The sequence below is a fragment of the Alcanivorax sp. VBW004 genome (genome assembly GCF_009718865.1).
Taxonomy (GTDB): Bacteria; Pseudomonadota; Gammaproteobacteria; order Pseudomonadales; family Alcanivoracaceae; genus Alcanivorax.
The window spans coordinates 2087170-2100997 of sequence record NZ_WNHC01000001.1 but is presented as its reverse complement, the minus strand read 5'-3'; the positions used below and the strand labels follow the sequence as shown (position 1 = coordinate 2100997).

At 59.5% G+C, this 13828-nt stretch carries 17 protein-coding genes; 8 read left to right on the top strand and 9 right to left on the bottom strand.

Features of this window, described 5'->3' with window-relative positions; genetic code table 11:
* Positions 1–65: 65 nt before the first annotated feature.
* The 6 genes from F1529_RS09690 to ccmA all read right to left on the bottom strand — a co-directional run bounded on the left by F1529_RS09690 (position 66) and on the right by ccmA (position 4618).
* A complete protein-coding gene (locus F1529_RS09690; RefSeq protein WP_155134192.1) occupies positions 66–1553 on the bottom strand; it encodes a RimK family protein in 1488 nt (495 codons plus the stop codon).
* A gap of 221 nt (positions 1554–1774) precedes the next feature.
* Positions 1775–2236: a cytochrome c maturation protein CcmE gene (gene ccmE, locus F1529_RS09685; RefSeq protein ID WP_155134189.1), complete on the bottom strand. Its 462-nt coding sequence runs from the start codon at positions 2234–2236 to the stop codon at positions 1775–1777.
* Positions 2220–2474, bottom strand: a complete 255-nt coding sequence (ccmD, locus tag F1529_RS09680; protein WP_155134186.1) for a heme exporter protein CcmD — start codon at positions 2472–2474, stop codon at positions 2220–2222. Before ccmD ends, ccmE begins: the two co-directional genes overlap by 17 nt.
* A gap of 1 nt (position 2475) precedes the next feature.
* Positions 2476–3234, bottom strand: coding sequence for a heme ABC transporter permease CcmC (ccmC, locus tag F1529_RS09675; RefSeq protein WP_155134183.1), 759 nt, complete (start codon positions 3232–3234; stop codon positions 2476–2478).
* Positions 3235–3299: 65 nt separating this feature from the next.
* Entirely contained in the window at positions 3300–3968 is a 669-nt protein-coding gene (ccmB, locus tag F1529_RS09670; protein WP_155134180.1) for a heme exporter protein CcmB, read from the bottom strand.
* Entirely contained in the window at positions 3965–4618 is a 654-nt protein-coding gene (gene ccmA / locus F1529_RS09665; RefSeq protein ID WP_155134177.1) for a cytochrome c biogenesis heme-transporting ATPase CcmA, read from the bottom strand. The genes ccmB and ccmA overlap by 4 nt, the downstream gene beginning before the upstream one ends.
* A 110-nt stretch (positions 4619–4728) precedes the next feature.
* On the opposite strand from ccmA, the gene F1529_RS09660 reads away from it, so the two are divergent.
* From F1529_RS09660 to F1529_RS09630, 7 genes are all read left to right on the top strand, one after another.
* Positions 4729–5304 (top strand): lipocalin family protein, encoded by a 576-nt coding sequence (locus F1529_RS09660; RefSeq protein ID WP_155134174.1) that lies wholly within the window; start codon positions 4729–4731, stop codon positions 5302–5304.
* Positions 5304–5756, top strand: a complete 453-nt coding sequence (locus F1529_RS09655) for a DUF4279 domain-containing protein (RefSeq protein ID WP_155134171.1) — start codon at positions 5304–5306, stop codon at positions 5754–5756. Before F1529_RS09660 ends, F1529_RS09655 begins: the two co-directional genes overlap by 1 nt.
* Positions 5757–5863: 107 nt before the next feature.
* Positions 5864–6331: a CYTH domain-containing protein gene (locus F1529_RS09650; protein ID WP_155134168.1), complete on the top strand. Its 468-nt coding sequence runs from the start codon at positions 5864–5866 to the stop codon at positions 6329–6331.
* A gap of 57 nt (positions 6332–6388) precedes the next feature.
* Positions 6389–7012: a hypothetical protein gene (locus tag F1529_RS09645; protein WP_155134165.1), complete on the top strand. Its 624-nt coding sequence runs from the start codon at positions 6389–6391 to the stop codon at positions 7010–7012.
* Positions 7009–7599 carry a carboxypeptidase-like regulatory domain-containing protein gene (locus tag F1529_RS09640; protein ID WP_230457753.1) on the top strand — a complete coding sequence of 197 codons (591 nt, stop codon included), beginning with the start codon at positions 7009–7011 and terminating at the stop codon, positions 7597–7599. The genes F1529_RS09645 and F1529_RS09640 overlap by 4 nt, the downstream gene beginning before the upstream one ends.
* 116 nt (positions 7600–7715) lie before the next feature.
* Positions 7716–8033 (top strand): multidrug efflux SMR transporter, encoded by a 318-nt coding sequence (locus F1529_RS09635; RefSeq protein WP_007151187.1) that lies wholly within the window; start codon positions 7716–7718, stop codon positions 8031–8033.
* Positions 8034–8137: 104 nt separating this feature from the next.
* Positions 8138–8602, top strand: coding sequence for a DUF1456 family protein (locus F1529_RS09630; RefSeq protein ID WP_155134162.1), 465 nt, complete (start codon positions 8138–8140; stop codon positions 8600–8602).
* Between the two features lie 185 nt (positions 8603–8787).
* Here F1529_RS09630 and F1529_RS09625 read toward each other — a convergent pair whose 3' ends face one another.
* Entirely contained in the window at positions 8788–9705 is a 918-nt protein-coding gene (locus F1529_RS09625) for a LysR family transcriptional regulator (protein WP_155134159.1), read from the bottom strand.
* A 205-nt stretch (positions 9706–9910) separates the two neighbouring features.
* Here F1529_RS09625 and metE point away from each other — a divergent pair, with 205 nt between their 5' ends.
* Positions 9911–12202, top strand: a complete 2292-nt coding sequence (metE, locus tag F1529_RS09620; protein ID WP_155134156.1) for a 5-methyltetrahydropteroyltriglutamate--homocysteine S-methyltransferase — start codon at positions 9911–9913, stop codon at positions 12200–12202.
* Positions 12203–12460: 258 nt separating this feature from the next.
* On the opposite strand, the gene F1529_RS09615 is transcribed toward metE, so the two are convergent.
* On the bottom strand, positions 12461–13633 hold the full coding sequence (locus F1529_RS09615) for a CmpA/NrtA family ABC transporter substrate-binding protein (protein WP_155134153.1): 1173 nt from the start codon (positions 13631–13633) through the stop codon (positions 12461–12463).
* Positions 13630–13782: a hypothetical protein gene (locus F1529_RS09610; protein WP_155134150.1), complete on the bottom strand. Its 153-nt coding sequence runs from the start codon at positions 13780–13782 to the stop codon at positions 13630–13632. The genes F1529_RS09615 and F1529_RS09610 overlap by 4 nt, the downstream gene beginning before the upstream one ends.
* Between the last annotated feature and the right edge of the window lie 46 nt (positions 13783–13828).

Genomic DNA, 13828 nt, shown 5'->3' with positions numbered 1-13828 from the left:
AGTAACGAAAACCGGTAACCGAACGGGCTTTTCGCGACTCGTAGCTCGCTTCTCGTCACTCGCCTTTATACCGGCAGGCCGATGCGCTTGGCCTCCAGACGTCGCAGGAATTCCAGCATCACCTGCCGATACAGGTCTTCACCCAGCCAGGCATCCTCCACCCCGGCATCGATATTGGGATTGTCGTTCACCTCGATGACGACCACATCATCGCCGGATTGCTTCAGGTCCACCCCATACAAGCCGTTCCCCATTAACCGGGCGGCCTTTAAGGCGGCTTTTAGCACCCTGGGCGGCACTTCCTGCACCGGCAAGGTTCGGCTGTTACCGGAGGCGGTTTTGCCGCTGCTCTGATGGTGATAAATCTGCCAGTGCCCCTTGCTCATGAAATACTGGCAGGCAAACAACGGGCGGTGGTTCAGCACGCCAATGCGCCAATCGTAATCGGTGTACATGAACGCCTGCGCCAGCACCACGGAGGACTGTTTCAGGTAACCACGCAACGCCTCCGCCAGCGCCTCACGGGTGGCCACCTTGCTGATCCCCCGGGAAAAACTGCCATCCGGAATTTTCAGCACCATGGGCAGTTTCAGTTCTTCAACCAGCTGGTCGATCTGGGCATCATCGTCGCTGAACACAAACGCGGTTGGCGGCACAGGAACGTTCTTGGCCTGCATCAACTCAGCCAGATAAATCTTGTTGGTGCAGCGCAAAATGGAGCCCGGATCGTCGATCACCACCATGCCTTCCTGCTCCGCCTTGCGGGCGAACTGGTAGGTGTGGTGATCCAGCGCGGTGGTCTCACGGATAAACAGGCCATCGTATTCGCCAAGGCGCGTATAGGCATCGCGACCCACCAGATCCACCTTGATACCCAATTGCCGACCAGCACGAACAAACCGCTTCAGAGCCGTCTTGTTGCTGGGCGGCAACGTCTCTTCCTCATTGACCAGCATGGCCAGCTCGTAGCGGTCACCACGACGCCGGCGCGGGTTACGCCACACTCGGGCATTGAACTGCTCCAACGCCCGGGCAAACGCATCCTCCTCGGCCCCTTTCAGCTGCTTCAGAGTCAACGGTTTCAGCGCCTCGATGCCCCACTGCTCTCGGCGTCGAAAATCCACCTTCAACAACGGGCACGGCAGCTGGTCGAAAATCTGTCGGCCCAGGTCAGCCAGGCCTTCCTGCTCGGTATGCCCAAAGAACAACAGCAGGCTGAAATGATCACCACTGCCACCCTTGCGTTTCATGGCCTTGTCCAGGGCCGCTTCGAACTGGCCAAAATGCAGGCCATAAAGCGCCTTGCGGCTCAGATCATTCACCGTGCGCACGGAAGGCAACACCCGCTGGCCACGGGCTTCCGCCAGCAACGAGCAGTAATAGCCCGGGCTCAGGTATTTATAGCTGCGGCACAGGTTAATTACCTGCACTTTCTTGTCGGTGCAGACCGGCTGCTGCGCTTGCAGGTAGTCCTTGGCAGATAGGAGATGGCGGGCGGGATAGTAGGCGGCCCAGTCGGCGGGATCGTCTACCAGAATGATGACCTGACTCATGAAAAGCCCTGACAAAAAGGGGGGCACCGCGACGGGGTGCCGATAGTGGCGAATTTAGGGCTTGTGGGAGGGTGAGAGCAAGGAAAATTAATAGTTAATAATGAATAATTAATAACGACGCGAACCGGCTCCTCCGGCCTCTAAACACAGAAGCCGCGTCCATGGTTTGGACGCGGCTTCTGCGGGAGGGAAAACACCGCGCTATCACGCGACGTTATTCATTATTCATTATATTCGCCTGCCTTCTTCGCACCAGGATGCCCTGCCTTCTCCAGAGCCTCCTGCACTTCCGGCGGCATGTAGGTTTCGTCGTGTTTGGCCAGCACTTCCTCGGCTTCAAAGCGGGTCCGGCTCACCAGCGTGCCATTGGCCACAATGCCCTGCCCTTCGCGGAACAGGTCCGGCAGGATGCCCTGATAATGCACGGTGAAGCGCCCCTTGCCATCGGTGAGCCCGAAGGTAACGTCCAGGGTATCCGGGTTGCGGATTACCGTGCCGGGCTCTACCAGGCCGCCCACGCGCATCTGCGCATCCAGTGGCGCTTCCCCTGAAGCAATCTGCTGCGGGGTGTAGAACAGGTTGATGTTCTGACGCAGCGCATAAAACATCAGGCCACAGGCAATGCCCAGCCCGATCAGAACGGCGAGTACTACCAAAAGACGCTGCTTACGTACCGGATTCATCATCTACCTCAGGTTTTTGCTCAGTGTGTTGCTGGCGGCGCTGCGTTTTTTGAGCCTGCTCTCTGGCAAGGGCCTCAAGTCGCCACTGCCGCGCCAGCGTTTGGCGCACCTGCCGCTGCCCGCGCATCGCCAGCACCATGCTGGCCATAATCAGGAACGCGCTGATTCCGTAGGCGCTCCAGACATAAAAACCGTGTTTCCCCATGGCTAGGAAATCGGCAAGGCTATCGAAATACATACTATTGCCCCCCGCCCTTCACCAGCTTGCGCACCCACTTGCTGCGCCGCTCGCGCCACATCACTTCGGTGCGCGCTCGCACCAGTACATTGACCGCATACAGCAGCCAGGTTCCCAACATACTGATCAGCAGTGGGTATTTCATGGCCGGGTTGATGGTGGATTCACCCACCAGTTTCAGGGTCGACCCCTGGTGCAGGGTCTGCACCCATTCCACCGAATATTTCACGATGATCACATTGATCACCCCCACCATGGCCAACAAACCGGCAGCACGGGCGGCCTGGCGCGGGTCACGGATCACGTTCTGCAGGGCAATCACACCCACGTACATGAACAACAGAATCAGCATGGAGGTCATGCGGGCGTCCCACTGCCAGTAGGTACCCCAAGTTGGCTTGCCCCACAGTGCGCCAGTGGCCAGGGAAATGGCCGCCAGTGCCGCGCCGAAAGGGGCAATGGCCTTCATCATCACTTCTGCCATTTTCATGCGCCAGACCACGGCCACCAGGCCCGCCACGCCCATGGCCATGTAGCCCATCAGCGCACCGCTGGACGCAGGTACATGAATAAAGATGATCCGGTAGCTGTTGCCCTGCTGATAATCACTGGGGGCAAACGCCAGCCCCCAGACGATGCCCACGGTAAACACCAGCAGCGCAATGGGCGTCAGCCACGGCAGTAACGCAGAACTGAACGTATAGAAGTAACGCGGCGAACCGAGCATGTGGTACCAGCGTTTTATCGTTTGCCAAACCATTCAGACACCTACCTTCACCTACGTACTTTCAATACCGCCCGCTTTCCCGTCGGATAGCCGCGCGTTTAATTCCCGGAACTGATCTTCAGGCCAGCGGCCACCGCCAGCGGCCCCAGGCTCACCGTCAGCGCCAGCAAGGCGCCAAGAATCGCCAGGATGCCATTCACCGCACCGCCTTCGGCTGCGGCACTCACTGCTCCGGCGCCAAAAATCAGCACCGGAATGTACAGCGGCAGCACCAGCACCGCCAACAGAATACCACCCCGGTTCAGTCCCACGGTGAGCGCCGCGCCGATGGCGCCGATGATGGTCAGCGCCGGGGTACCCAGCAACAAACTCTGCATCACCGTGCCCAGCACCGCATCGGGCAGCTGCAGCATGTGCGCCAGCACCGGGGAGATCAGCACCAGCGGCAAACCGGTCAGCAGCCAGTGCGCCAGCAGCTTGGCGCTCACCGGCACCACCGCCATTACCGGCGCGGTGAGCAACAATTCCAGCACGCCACTTTCCTGGTCGCGCCGGAACAGGCCATCCAGCGACAGCATCACCGCCAGCAACGCCGCCACCCAGAGTACGCCGGGGGCCACCAGCGCCAGCAGTTCCGGTTTCGGCGATATGGCCAACGGAAACAGGCTGATCACCATCACAAAGAAAAACAGCGGATTGATAATTTCTGCCGGGCTGCGCCACAGCACCAATAACTCCCGGGAGAGGGCCGCACGGAACACGCTCATGCCCGCCCCCCTGACGTCACTTCTGCCTGCCCGTGGGCCAGATGCAGCCGCCGCACGCCATCGCCCACCTGGTGATGGGAGGTGTAGATCACCAACGCGCCAGCCTGGGCCGCCTGCTGGATCTGCTGGTCCAGCGCCGCCACCCCATCCTGATCGATGGCGGTATAGGGCTCATCCAGTACCCACACTGCCTTGTGCTCCAGCCACAGGCGCGCCAGGGCAATACGGCGCTTTTGCCCGGCGGACAAGTGCGCCGCCGGCACATCTTCAAAACCTTGCAGCCCCACCGCTGCCAGCGCCGCCATGGGGTCGCCCCCCTGCCCGCTCAGCGCGCAGGCGTAACGCAAATTTTCCAGTGGGTTGAGCTCTTCACGTACTCCTGGCTGGTGGCCCAGGTAAAGTAATTCCTGTTGCCATTGAGGCTGCCACCACTGGCATACGCCTTCGTAGAAGCCGTGCAGCCCTACCAGAATGCGTAACAACGTGGTTTTGCCGGCACCGTTGGCGCCGGTGATCTGCCAGATTTCACCGGCCGATGCGGTCAGGCTCAAACCACTGAACAACAGCCGGTCATCGCGCTCACAGCTGAGCTGCTCCAGCACAAGCCGGGGGGCGGTTTCGGCATCAGAATGGGTGGATGGCTGGCTCAAATCGGGCTCCCTAAAACAGCGCCGAAGTATAGCACGACAGTTCAAAACGGGCTTGATCGCCAGCAAGAAGCCGATAGCCTGTAGCTAGTTCCACCCCAGAGGAGACATTGATGTTCGTAACCCACACTGCCCGTGCCACCCGATTCCTGTCTATCGTGCTGATCAGCGGGGTACTGGCCGCCTGTGGCGGCGACAACAAACCCCTGGCTACGGTGGATCAGGTAGACCTGCAACGCTATGCAGGCACCTGGTATGAAATCGCCCGTCTGCCGCAATGGTTTCAGCGCGGCTGTTACGACTCCACCGCCACCTACAGCCTGAATGACGATGACACCGTCAAGGTGGTAAACCGTTGCCAGCGCGAAGGCGACGAAGCCAGTGAAGCGGTAGGCACCGCTCGCATTGTCCCCGATTCCGGCAATGCCAAGCTGAAGGTGCGCTTTGATAACTGGGTATCGAAACTGGTTCCCACCATTACCGAAGGCAACTACTGGATAATCGCCCTGGACAAGGACTACCAGACCGTGGTGATCGGCGAACCCAGCCGCGAGTATCTGTGGATACTGGCGCGCCAGCCGGAACTCAACGATGACCAGTACCAAGCCCTGGTACAGGTGGCCGAGGACAAGGGCTTTCCCGTGAATCAGCTGGAACGCAACCGCACACTGCGCCCGGATAATCCGTAATGGAGCACCACGTCTACTTCGCCGTATTCGGCTTTGACCACGACCCGCAGCAGCTGGACCTGCTCCTGGGACAAAGCGCGGACGACTACTGGCGCGAAGGCGAGACCTACAGCGATGCCGTCCCCGAGGCCCTGCGCCAGGAAAATCGCTGGATTCTCTCCAGCCAGCTGGATCACACCACCAGCCACCGGGACCATTTTGAAAAGCTGCTCTACAAGCTGCAGCGACTGGCGCCACAACTGTCTGTCCTGGACAACCCCAACGCAGATAATCCCGACCCGCATAACAGCATGTGGGAAACGCACTATCGTTACGGCATCGGGGTGTCACAGTACTTCTTTATGGACGAGCCGGCGTTTTATCTGCCTGCGGACATCATCGACGGCTACAAGGCACTGGGTTTTGACATCAGCTTTGATCAACTGGGCATAGACCTGAATAATTCGGCATAGCCCTCATCAATGAATCACCGTAACCGCTTGGCGACAAATGATGGGGAAGTGCTATTGGCCAGTGTTACGCTTGCCATGCATTCGATGAAACATTCAGGCAGACAACCATGGCAACGGAAATTGAGCGCAAGTTTCAAGTCAGCGACACAGCAATCATCGACACCCTGGCCGGAGAACGGCTCACACAGGGCTACCTGAGCCATGACAGGAACGCCACCGTGCGAGTGCGCACCACCGGCGACACTGCCTGGCTGACCATCAAGGGCAAAACCGTGGGCGCCACCCGCAGTGAATTCGAATACCCCATTCCGCTGGCGGATGCCCGCCAGATGCTCACCGAGCTGTGCGGCGCCGGCGTCATCGATAAAACCCGTTACCGGCTGCCACAAGGTGAGCTGTGCTGGGAAATTGATGTGTTTCACGGCGATAACGACGGGCTGATCGTGGCAGAAATCGAATTGCCCAGCGAAACCACGCCCTTTGAAAAACCGGCCTGGCTGGGGGACGAGGTCACCGGTGACAGCCGTTATTACAACAGTGCGCTAAGCACCACACCCTATAAGAACTGGCCGTAATCACAGCCAGCATTATCCAAAAATACCATCGGCAAGCGCCGATGCGGGGAACAGCGAATGGAATCCAACCTTTACCAGGCACCGGACAGCGAGATCATCACACCGGAATCAGATACCTCGGGGGTAGCGCTCTATGTTGTCGCTCCCTGGAAGTTCAATCTGCTTTTCTGGGCGACCCTGGGCATCTATGACGTCTACTGGAATTTCCGGAACTGGCAGAACCAAAAAGACATCCGGCAGAAAAAAGTGCAACCCGTAGCACGCGCCCTGTTCAGCGTATTTTTCTTTGGCTCGCTGGTGAAAACTATCAATGACGAAAACGAAGGAAAGGCAAAACCCTTACCGGTCGCCACCATGGCGACCCTGTATATTCTCTCCTACCTGATCAGCACCGTGTCTGACCGGGCCGCCGCCAACATGGAAACCTTTGGTATTCTGGACCTGATTTCACTGGCGCTTCTACCCGTCACCTGGGCCGTCCTGTTCAAGGCACAAAAAGCCATCAACCTGTCCCAGGGGGATGAACACGGCCTGCTCAATAATCGACTGACGCTCGCCAACGGTATCTGGATCTTGCTGGGCATCAGCCTGTGGGCGCTCATTTTGCTGGGCCTGGCCAGCGGTTATTTTCCAGAGCAAACGGATACCTTTCTCTCCAGTCTGATAGAGACCATGTCATGATCAGGTCATCCACAAAGAAGGCACTCGTCTACCCACTGGTTGGAGCAGCGCTTGCCCTGCTACTGATCGGCTGCATCCCCACTATTCAACGGATGTGGGACGCCCAACCCGTCAGCGGCACCATCATCGATGGCGACACCGGCGCCCCGATCAGCGGCGCCACCATCAGTCTGATTGTCTCGCCCGATGACCCTGAGCCGCCCCGCACTACCACCAGCAATGCGCAAGGGGAATTCACCCTGCCCGGCAGCTCCCATATCGGTTTCCATATGGCCATGCCGGCCAGCTATCTGGCCTCGGACCAGTGGACAATTCGCCACCCGGCTTACCCGGATGCGGTGGCCGAAACGCGCACCATCGCACCCCCAACCGGTGAGCAGCACCGGGAAATCACCGTACCGCTGTTCGCCCATATAGAAACCACACCGGTGCAAGACTGCCCCTACTTCCATTACCAGCAGCAGCTCAGGCAGTGGATACAGCACCATTTCGACGAGGAAGCACAACGCCCCTTCCAGGACTCCCTGCTCACGCTCTGTCATGACCCCGAGCGCATCGAAAAAATTCTCGCCCCACAGGAACCCTGATTCCGCCAGTGGGTCTGAGCTATACTTCACACCAATGGATATCGGGGACGACCCCGGCATTCACCGCCACCGCATCAATCACATAACGGGGACGACCCCATGACAGGAGACACGTCATGGCATGGGCCCTGGTTATACTCGCAGGCATTATCGAAACCGGCTGGGCGCTGGGACTAAAAGCCAGCCACGGCTTCACCCGCCCGCTTCCCTCACTGCTTACTCTTATCGGTATGGTCGCCAGCTTCTGGCTATTGGCAAAGGCCATGCAGACCTTACCCGTAGGCACCGCCTACGCGGTGTGGACCGGCATCGGCACTATCGGCACCGTGCTGTTGGGCATTCTGCTGTTCCAGGATGCGGTTAACGCCCCACGGTTACTCTGTCTCGGGCTGATTCTGGCGGGCATTGTGGGGCTGAAAATCTTTACCCCCTGAAACGTCGACGGACATGCAGGCGTGTTCCCACCATCGGTTCCCTGTACTATTACATTTGAACCATGGCGGTCACGCCCCTCCGTTTCTCTCACCACAGGTCCCGCATGCTCAATAACGACGTCCTTCGCCGCACCCGGTACATCTTCGATTTCGACGACACTCGCATGATCGGCGTTTTCGCCGAAGCCGGCGAAACCGTCACCCGGGAACAGGTCAGCGAGTGGCTGAAAAAGGACGACGACCCGGCCTTTCAAAAATGCACCGATCGTACCCTGGCGATTTTTCTCAACGGCCTGATCAATGCATTGCGCGGCAAGAAACCCGGGCAGCAACCGGAACCGGAAAGCCGCCTCACCAACAACATGATTTTCATGAAACTGAAAATCGCCCTGAACCTGCAGGCCGAAGACGTGCTGGCGGTGCTCGAGCTGGCCAACTTCCGCATGAGCAAACACGAACTCAGCGCTTTCTTCCGCAAACCCGGCCACAAGCACTACCGGGATTGCAAGGACCAGATTCTGCGCAACTTTCTCAAGGGCTTGCAGATCCAGTATCGGGACGGGGAATAGCCTGCCAGCCGGATGCTGGACGCCTAAGGCCTGACGCATGAATTCAAAACCAGGAACCCCCTCAAGAACGCTTAACCCGCCTACCATGTTTGTGGGAAGCGATGCTCGCATCGCGAATAACGCCACGCCGGCACCTTCGCGATGCGAGCATCGCTTCCCACAGTAGAACAACGTCTCGAGGCAATTTAACGCACAGCCTTAATGCCACTCAGCGTTTTAAAGCATAAATCCCGCGCAGTACCGAGAAACTCCTGCACATAAGGCGTCTGTTCGTCCTCAGCTCGCACCGCCGCATAGAGCGTTCTCCACACCCCCTTTTCACCCAGCCGCACGGTTTTCAATAAATCGTGTTCGGTGTATTCGGTGAGCGCCCAGTTCGGTAGCGCTGCCACACCCCGGCCTGCCGCCACCAGTTGTGCGGTCATGGGGGTCAGCTCGGCGGTGCGGATAGCAGCCGGTTCGGCGCCGGCCGGGTCCAGAAAGGCGGTGAACACATCCAGTCGTTCCCGCTCCACCGGGTAGGTAATCAAGGTCTGGTCAGCGAAGTCTTCCGGAAGAATCCACTTCTGCGCCGCCAACGGCGATTGCCGCGACACCGCCAGCACCAGCTCGTAGCGAAACAGTGGCACATAAAGTACAGCCTCGTTTTCCACCGGGTCGGAACTGATCACCATATCCAGATCCCCGCGCACCAACGCAGGCAACGGCGCAAAACTGAAGGCCGCGGACAAATCCAGCTCTACCTCCGGCCAGTGCTCCCGAAACGCATCCAGTGCGGGCATCAGCCACTGAAAACAGGAATGGCATTCGATGGCGATATGCAGCCGCCCGGTCTGCCCGGCGGCCAGACGCTTCAGCTCCCGTTCCGTCTGCTGCACCCGGGGAAGAATCTCCCGCCCCAACGCCAGCACTCTCAGCCCGGCTGTGGTAAAGCGTACCGGCCGTGTACGTCGCACCAACAACGCTACCCCCAGACGGTGCTCAAGATCCTTCAACTGGTGAGACAGCGCCGACTGGGTGACATGCAGCCGCTCTGCTGCCTCCACCAGTGACCCTGCCTCTTCAATGGCACGCAGGGTGGCCAGATGTCTGAGTTCGAGCATGGAAATCTCCGTGGTGGACAAAACGGCTGCAGGCGCGCCTACAGCCAGGCCAGCGTTAGTTGAGTGAAATTCATAGTCAAGATTAGATATTTGATTTTGCCTCAACTCTGCAGGGAGACACAATAGCCTCGATCCCAAACAAACCACGGGCACAGTGCATCTCGCATAAACCCTGTTGCCCGTCAGTCATCCCAAGGAATCCAACATGACCACCCTGCATAATCTCGGCTTTCCGCGCATCGGCGCCCGCCGCGAACTGAAACAGGCACAGGAAGCCTACTGGTCAGGCGACCTGCAACAGAGCGAACTGGAGCACGTGGGCAAAAGCCTGCGCGAGCGCCACTGGGCCCTGCAGGCCGACGCCGGGGTGGACCTGATGCCGGTGGGCGATTTCGCCTGGTACGACCAGATTCTGGAGTTTTCCTGCCTGCTGGGCGTGGTCCCGCCACGCTTCGAGCAGAATGCCAAGGCACCGGTGGAGCTGGACACCCTGTTTCGCATGGCCCGTGGCCGCGCGCCCACCGGCACCCCCGCCGCAGCCTGCGAAATGACCAAGTGGTTTGATACCAACTACCATTACATCGTCCCGGAGCTGGCCGCCGACCAGACCTTCCGCATTGCCCGCGAAAGCCTGTTCGAGCAGGTTGAAGAAGCCAAAGCACAGGGCCACAACCCGAAACCGGTGATCCCCGGCCCGCTCACTTACCTGTACCTGAGCAAGGGCGATGCCTTTGCCAGTGCCGACGACAGCGCCAAGCTGGCGCTGCTGGATCAGCTCATCCCGGTCTACCGCGACATCCTTCACCGCCTCGCCGACCAGGGCGTGCAATGGGTACAGATTGATGAGCCGATTCTGGTGCTGGACTTGCCAGACAGCTGGCAGCGCGCCTACCTGCGCGTGTACGACCAGCTGGCCTCGGCCAGCCAGGCCAAACTGTTGCTGGCCACCTACTTCGGTGGACTGGGCAATAATCTGTTCACCGCGCTGGAGCTCCCGGTACACGGCCTGCACCTGGATCGGGTACGCGGCAACGATGACCTGGGTCAGGTTGTTCCCCGGCTCGGCGACAAGGTGTTATCGCTGGGGGTAATCAACGGTCGCAACATCTGGCGCACCGATCTGGACGCCGCCCTGGATGGTCTGATTGGCCTGCGCAATGAACTGGGCGGCCAGCTCTGGCTGGCACCGTCCTGTTCCCTGCTGCACAGCCCGGTGGATCTGGACCAGGAAGACAAGCTCGATAGCGAACTGAAAAGCTGGTTGAGTTTTGCCAAACAGAAACTGGAAGAGCTGGCGCTGCTCGGTGGCGCCCTGCGTGGCGACAGCAGCGTCAATGCCGGCCTGCACACCCAGCGGGCAGCCTTGCAAGCCCGTGGCTTGTCCTCGCGGATTCACAACCCTGCCGTTGCCCAGCGCCTGACAGACGCCAGCCAGGTTTCCCGCGACCGCCTCAGCCCGTTTGCCGCCCGTATTGCCCGGCAGCAACAAACCCTGCAGCTGCCCGCCTTCCCCACCACCACCATCGGCTCTTTCCCGCAGACCCGGGAAATTCGCACCGCACGCCGGGACTGGAAAGCCGGCAAGCTGATCGACGCTGACTACCATCAGCAGATGCAGGAAGAAATTGCCCGCTGCATTCGCTACCAGGAAGAAGTGGAGCTGGATGTGCTGGTGCACGGCGAAGCCGAGCGCAATGACATGGTGGAATACTTCGGTGAACTGCTGGACGGTTTCGCCTTCACCCGCTTTGGCTGGGTACAAAGCTATGGCTCACGCTGCGTCAAACCACCGATCATTTTCGGCGACGTGCAACGCCCCCATGCCATGACAGTGGAATGGGCCCGTTACGCCCAGTCCCTCACCGACAAGCCGGTGAAAGGCATGCTCACCGGGCCGGTGACCATTCTGCAATGGTCCTTCGTCCGTGACGACCAGCCCCGCGCCGACACCTGTCGCCAGATCGCCCTGGCCCTGCGCGATGAAGTGCAGGACCTGGAAAAAGCGGGCATCAAGGTGATCCAGATTGACGAACCCGCCCTGCGCGAAGGCTTGCCATTGCGCCAGGGGGAATGGGCACAGTATCTGGACTGGGCAGTGGATTGCTTCCGCCTGGCCACCGTGGGCGTGGACGACGACACCCAGATTCACACCCACATGTGCTATTCGGAATTCAACGACATCATCGAAGCCATCGCGGCGCTGGATGCGGATGTGATTACCATCGAGACCTCCCGCTCCAACATGGAACTGCTGGATGCCTTCCGGGATTTCCACTACCCGAACGACATCGGCCCGGGCGTCTACGATATTCATTCGCCCAACGAACCCGACGTGGAATGGATGGTACAGCTGATGGAAAAAGCCGCCGAGCGGCTGCCCAAGGAACGGCTATGGGTGAACCCGGACTGCGGCCTGAAAACCCGTAAATGGGAAGAAACCCGTGGGGCGCTGGCCAACATGGTCAATGCAGCGAAACAGTTACGCCAGGCAGGCTAGTCCTGCTGTTAAACGGGGGGATGTCGGATTACGCCTTTCAGGCTAATTCGACCTACAGACTGTTAAACGGGTTTAGCCGTCCCGTAGGAGCGTCGCTCGCGGCGCGATAAAACAGTGACGAGGAGCAAGATACGAGGAGCGAAAACCTGACTATCCCGGTTTCAGATTTTGATCTTCGAAACTCGCTTCTCGCAACTCGATATTTTTCGGCTATCGCGCCGCAAGCGACGCTCCTACAGAAAGGACGGAGGGCAAAGGTCAGTTCTCCCCCGACGCCTCCGCCTCAATGACTTTCAATAACCGGTCCGGCCCCAGCTCCAGGGGGGTCGGCTCGCCGGGCAATTGCCAGTGGCCGGCATGACGTTCGTCCGGCTTGCTGTCCATGAGCGGCAAGCTGGTGAGATCGGCCACCGCATCGCGGAACAGATCCGTACGGTAGCACTGGGCCGCAAAGGTGTTGGTTTCTTCCAGCGAACACTGTCGCCAGCGCTGCATTTCCTGCAACAGAAAGGCAGCGTCGGAGCGCCACGGAAAATTGGCGTGAAAACCGGCAAACACATGAAAGTGATGAGCCGGAAACGGCTGGCCCGTCAGGCCACCGGGCAACCGCTGGCTGAACGGTGCACGAATGATTTCTGCCGGCACATCCAGCCACGCGGGATGGGCCAGTAACGACAGACTCTCCACCAGGTTCTCATCCGCATGGCAGGCCGCCTTGTACAACGCCCGCAGCAATGCACGATGGGTATCCGGATGACGTGACACCCAGTCACGGGATACCGCCAGCACCTTCTCCGGGGCATTTTCCCAAATCTGATAACCGGACAAAATACAGTGCCCGGCGCCGGTCAGTGCGGCCAGACTATTCCACGGTTCGCCCACACAGAAACCATCAATGTGGCCCATGCGCAGGTGATCCACCATTTGCGAAGGCGGCAGCACCACCAGCTTCACATCATGATCCGGATCCAGCCCGGCCACACTCAGCCAGTGGCGTAACTGATAGGCATGACAGGAAAACGGAAAGACCACCGCGAGCACCAGCGGTGCTTCGCCGCTGGAAGCCCGCGCGGCCACCAGCTTGTTCATGGCGGCGGCGATGTCGTTGGGTGTCGGCCCTTCCGACAAGGCGCACAGTCCCTGAAACAGCATCGGCGAAACTGTCACGCCGTTACCGTTCAACCCCATGGAAAATGCCGTGGCGAGGGGCTTCTTGATACAGCCCAGCCCCAGCGACGTGGACAACAGCATCGGCGCCAACATCGGCGCCGCATCCAGCTGCCCCACCAATAGCCGATCGCGCAGGCTGGCCCAGCTCCATTCCGGTTGCAGCTCCACATCCAGCCCTTCGGCGGCGAAGAAGCCTGCCTCCTGGGCCACTGCCAGCGGCAAGCTGTCTGTCAGCGGCATATAGCCGATACGCACCTTCATGAGATTTGCTCCATGAAAGCCGGACGCCGGATGCTGGACGCCTGACGGCGAACCGACCTGACGCCCTCTACGGCCGGTGCCCGGCTCACCGTCTTCTCCGGTGTCTCGATCAGGCTGCGCGCCTTCATCAATGGCATCACTCGTCGCATCTTGTCTCCTGTTTTTTGCGTCAGGCTTCCGGCGTCCAGCGTCTGG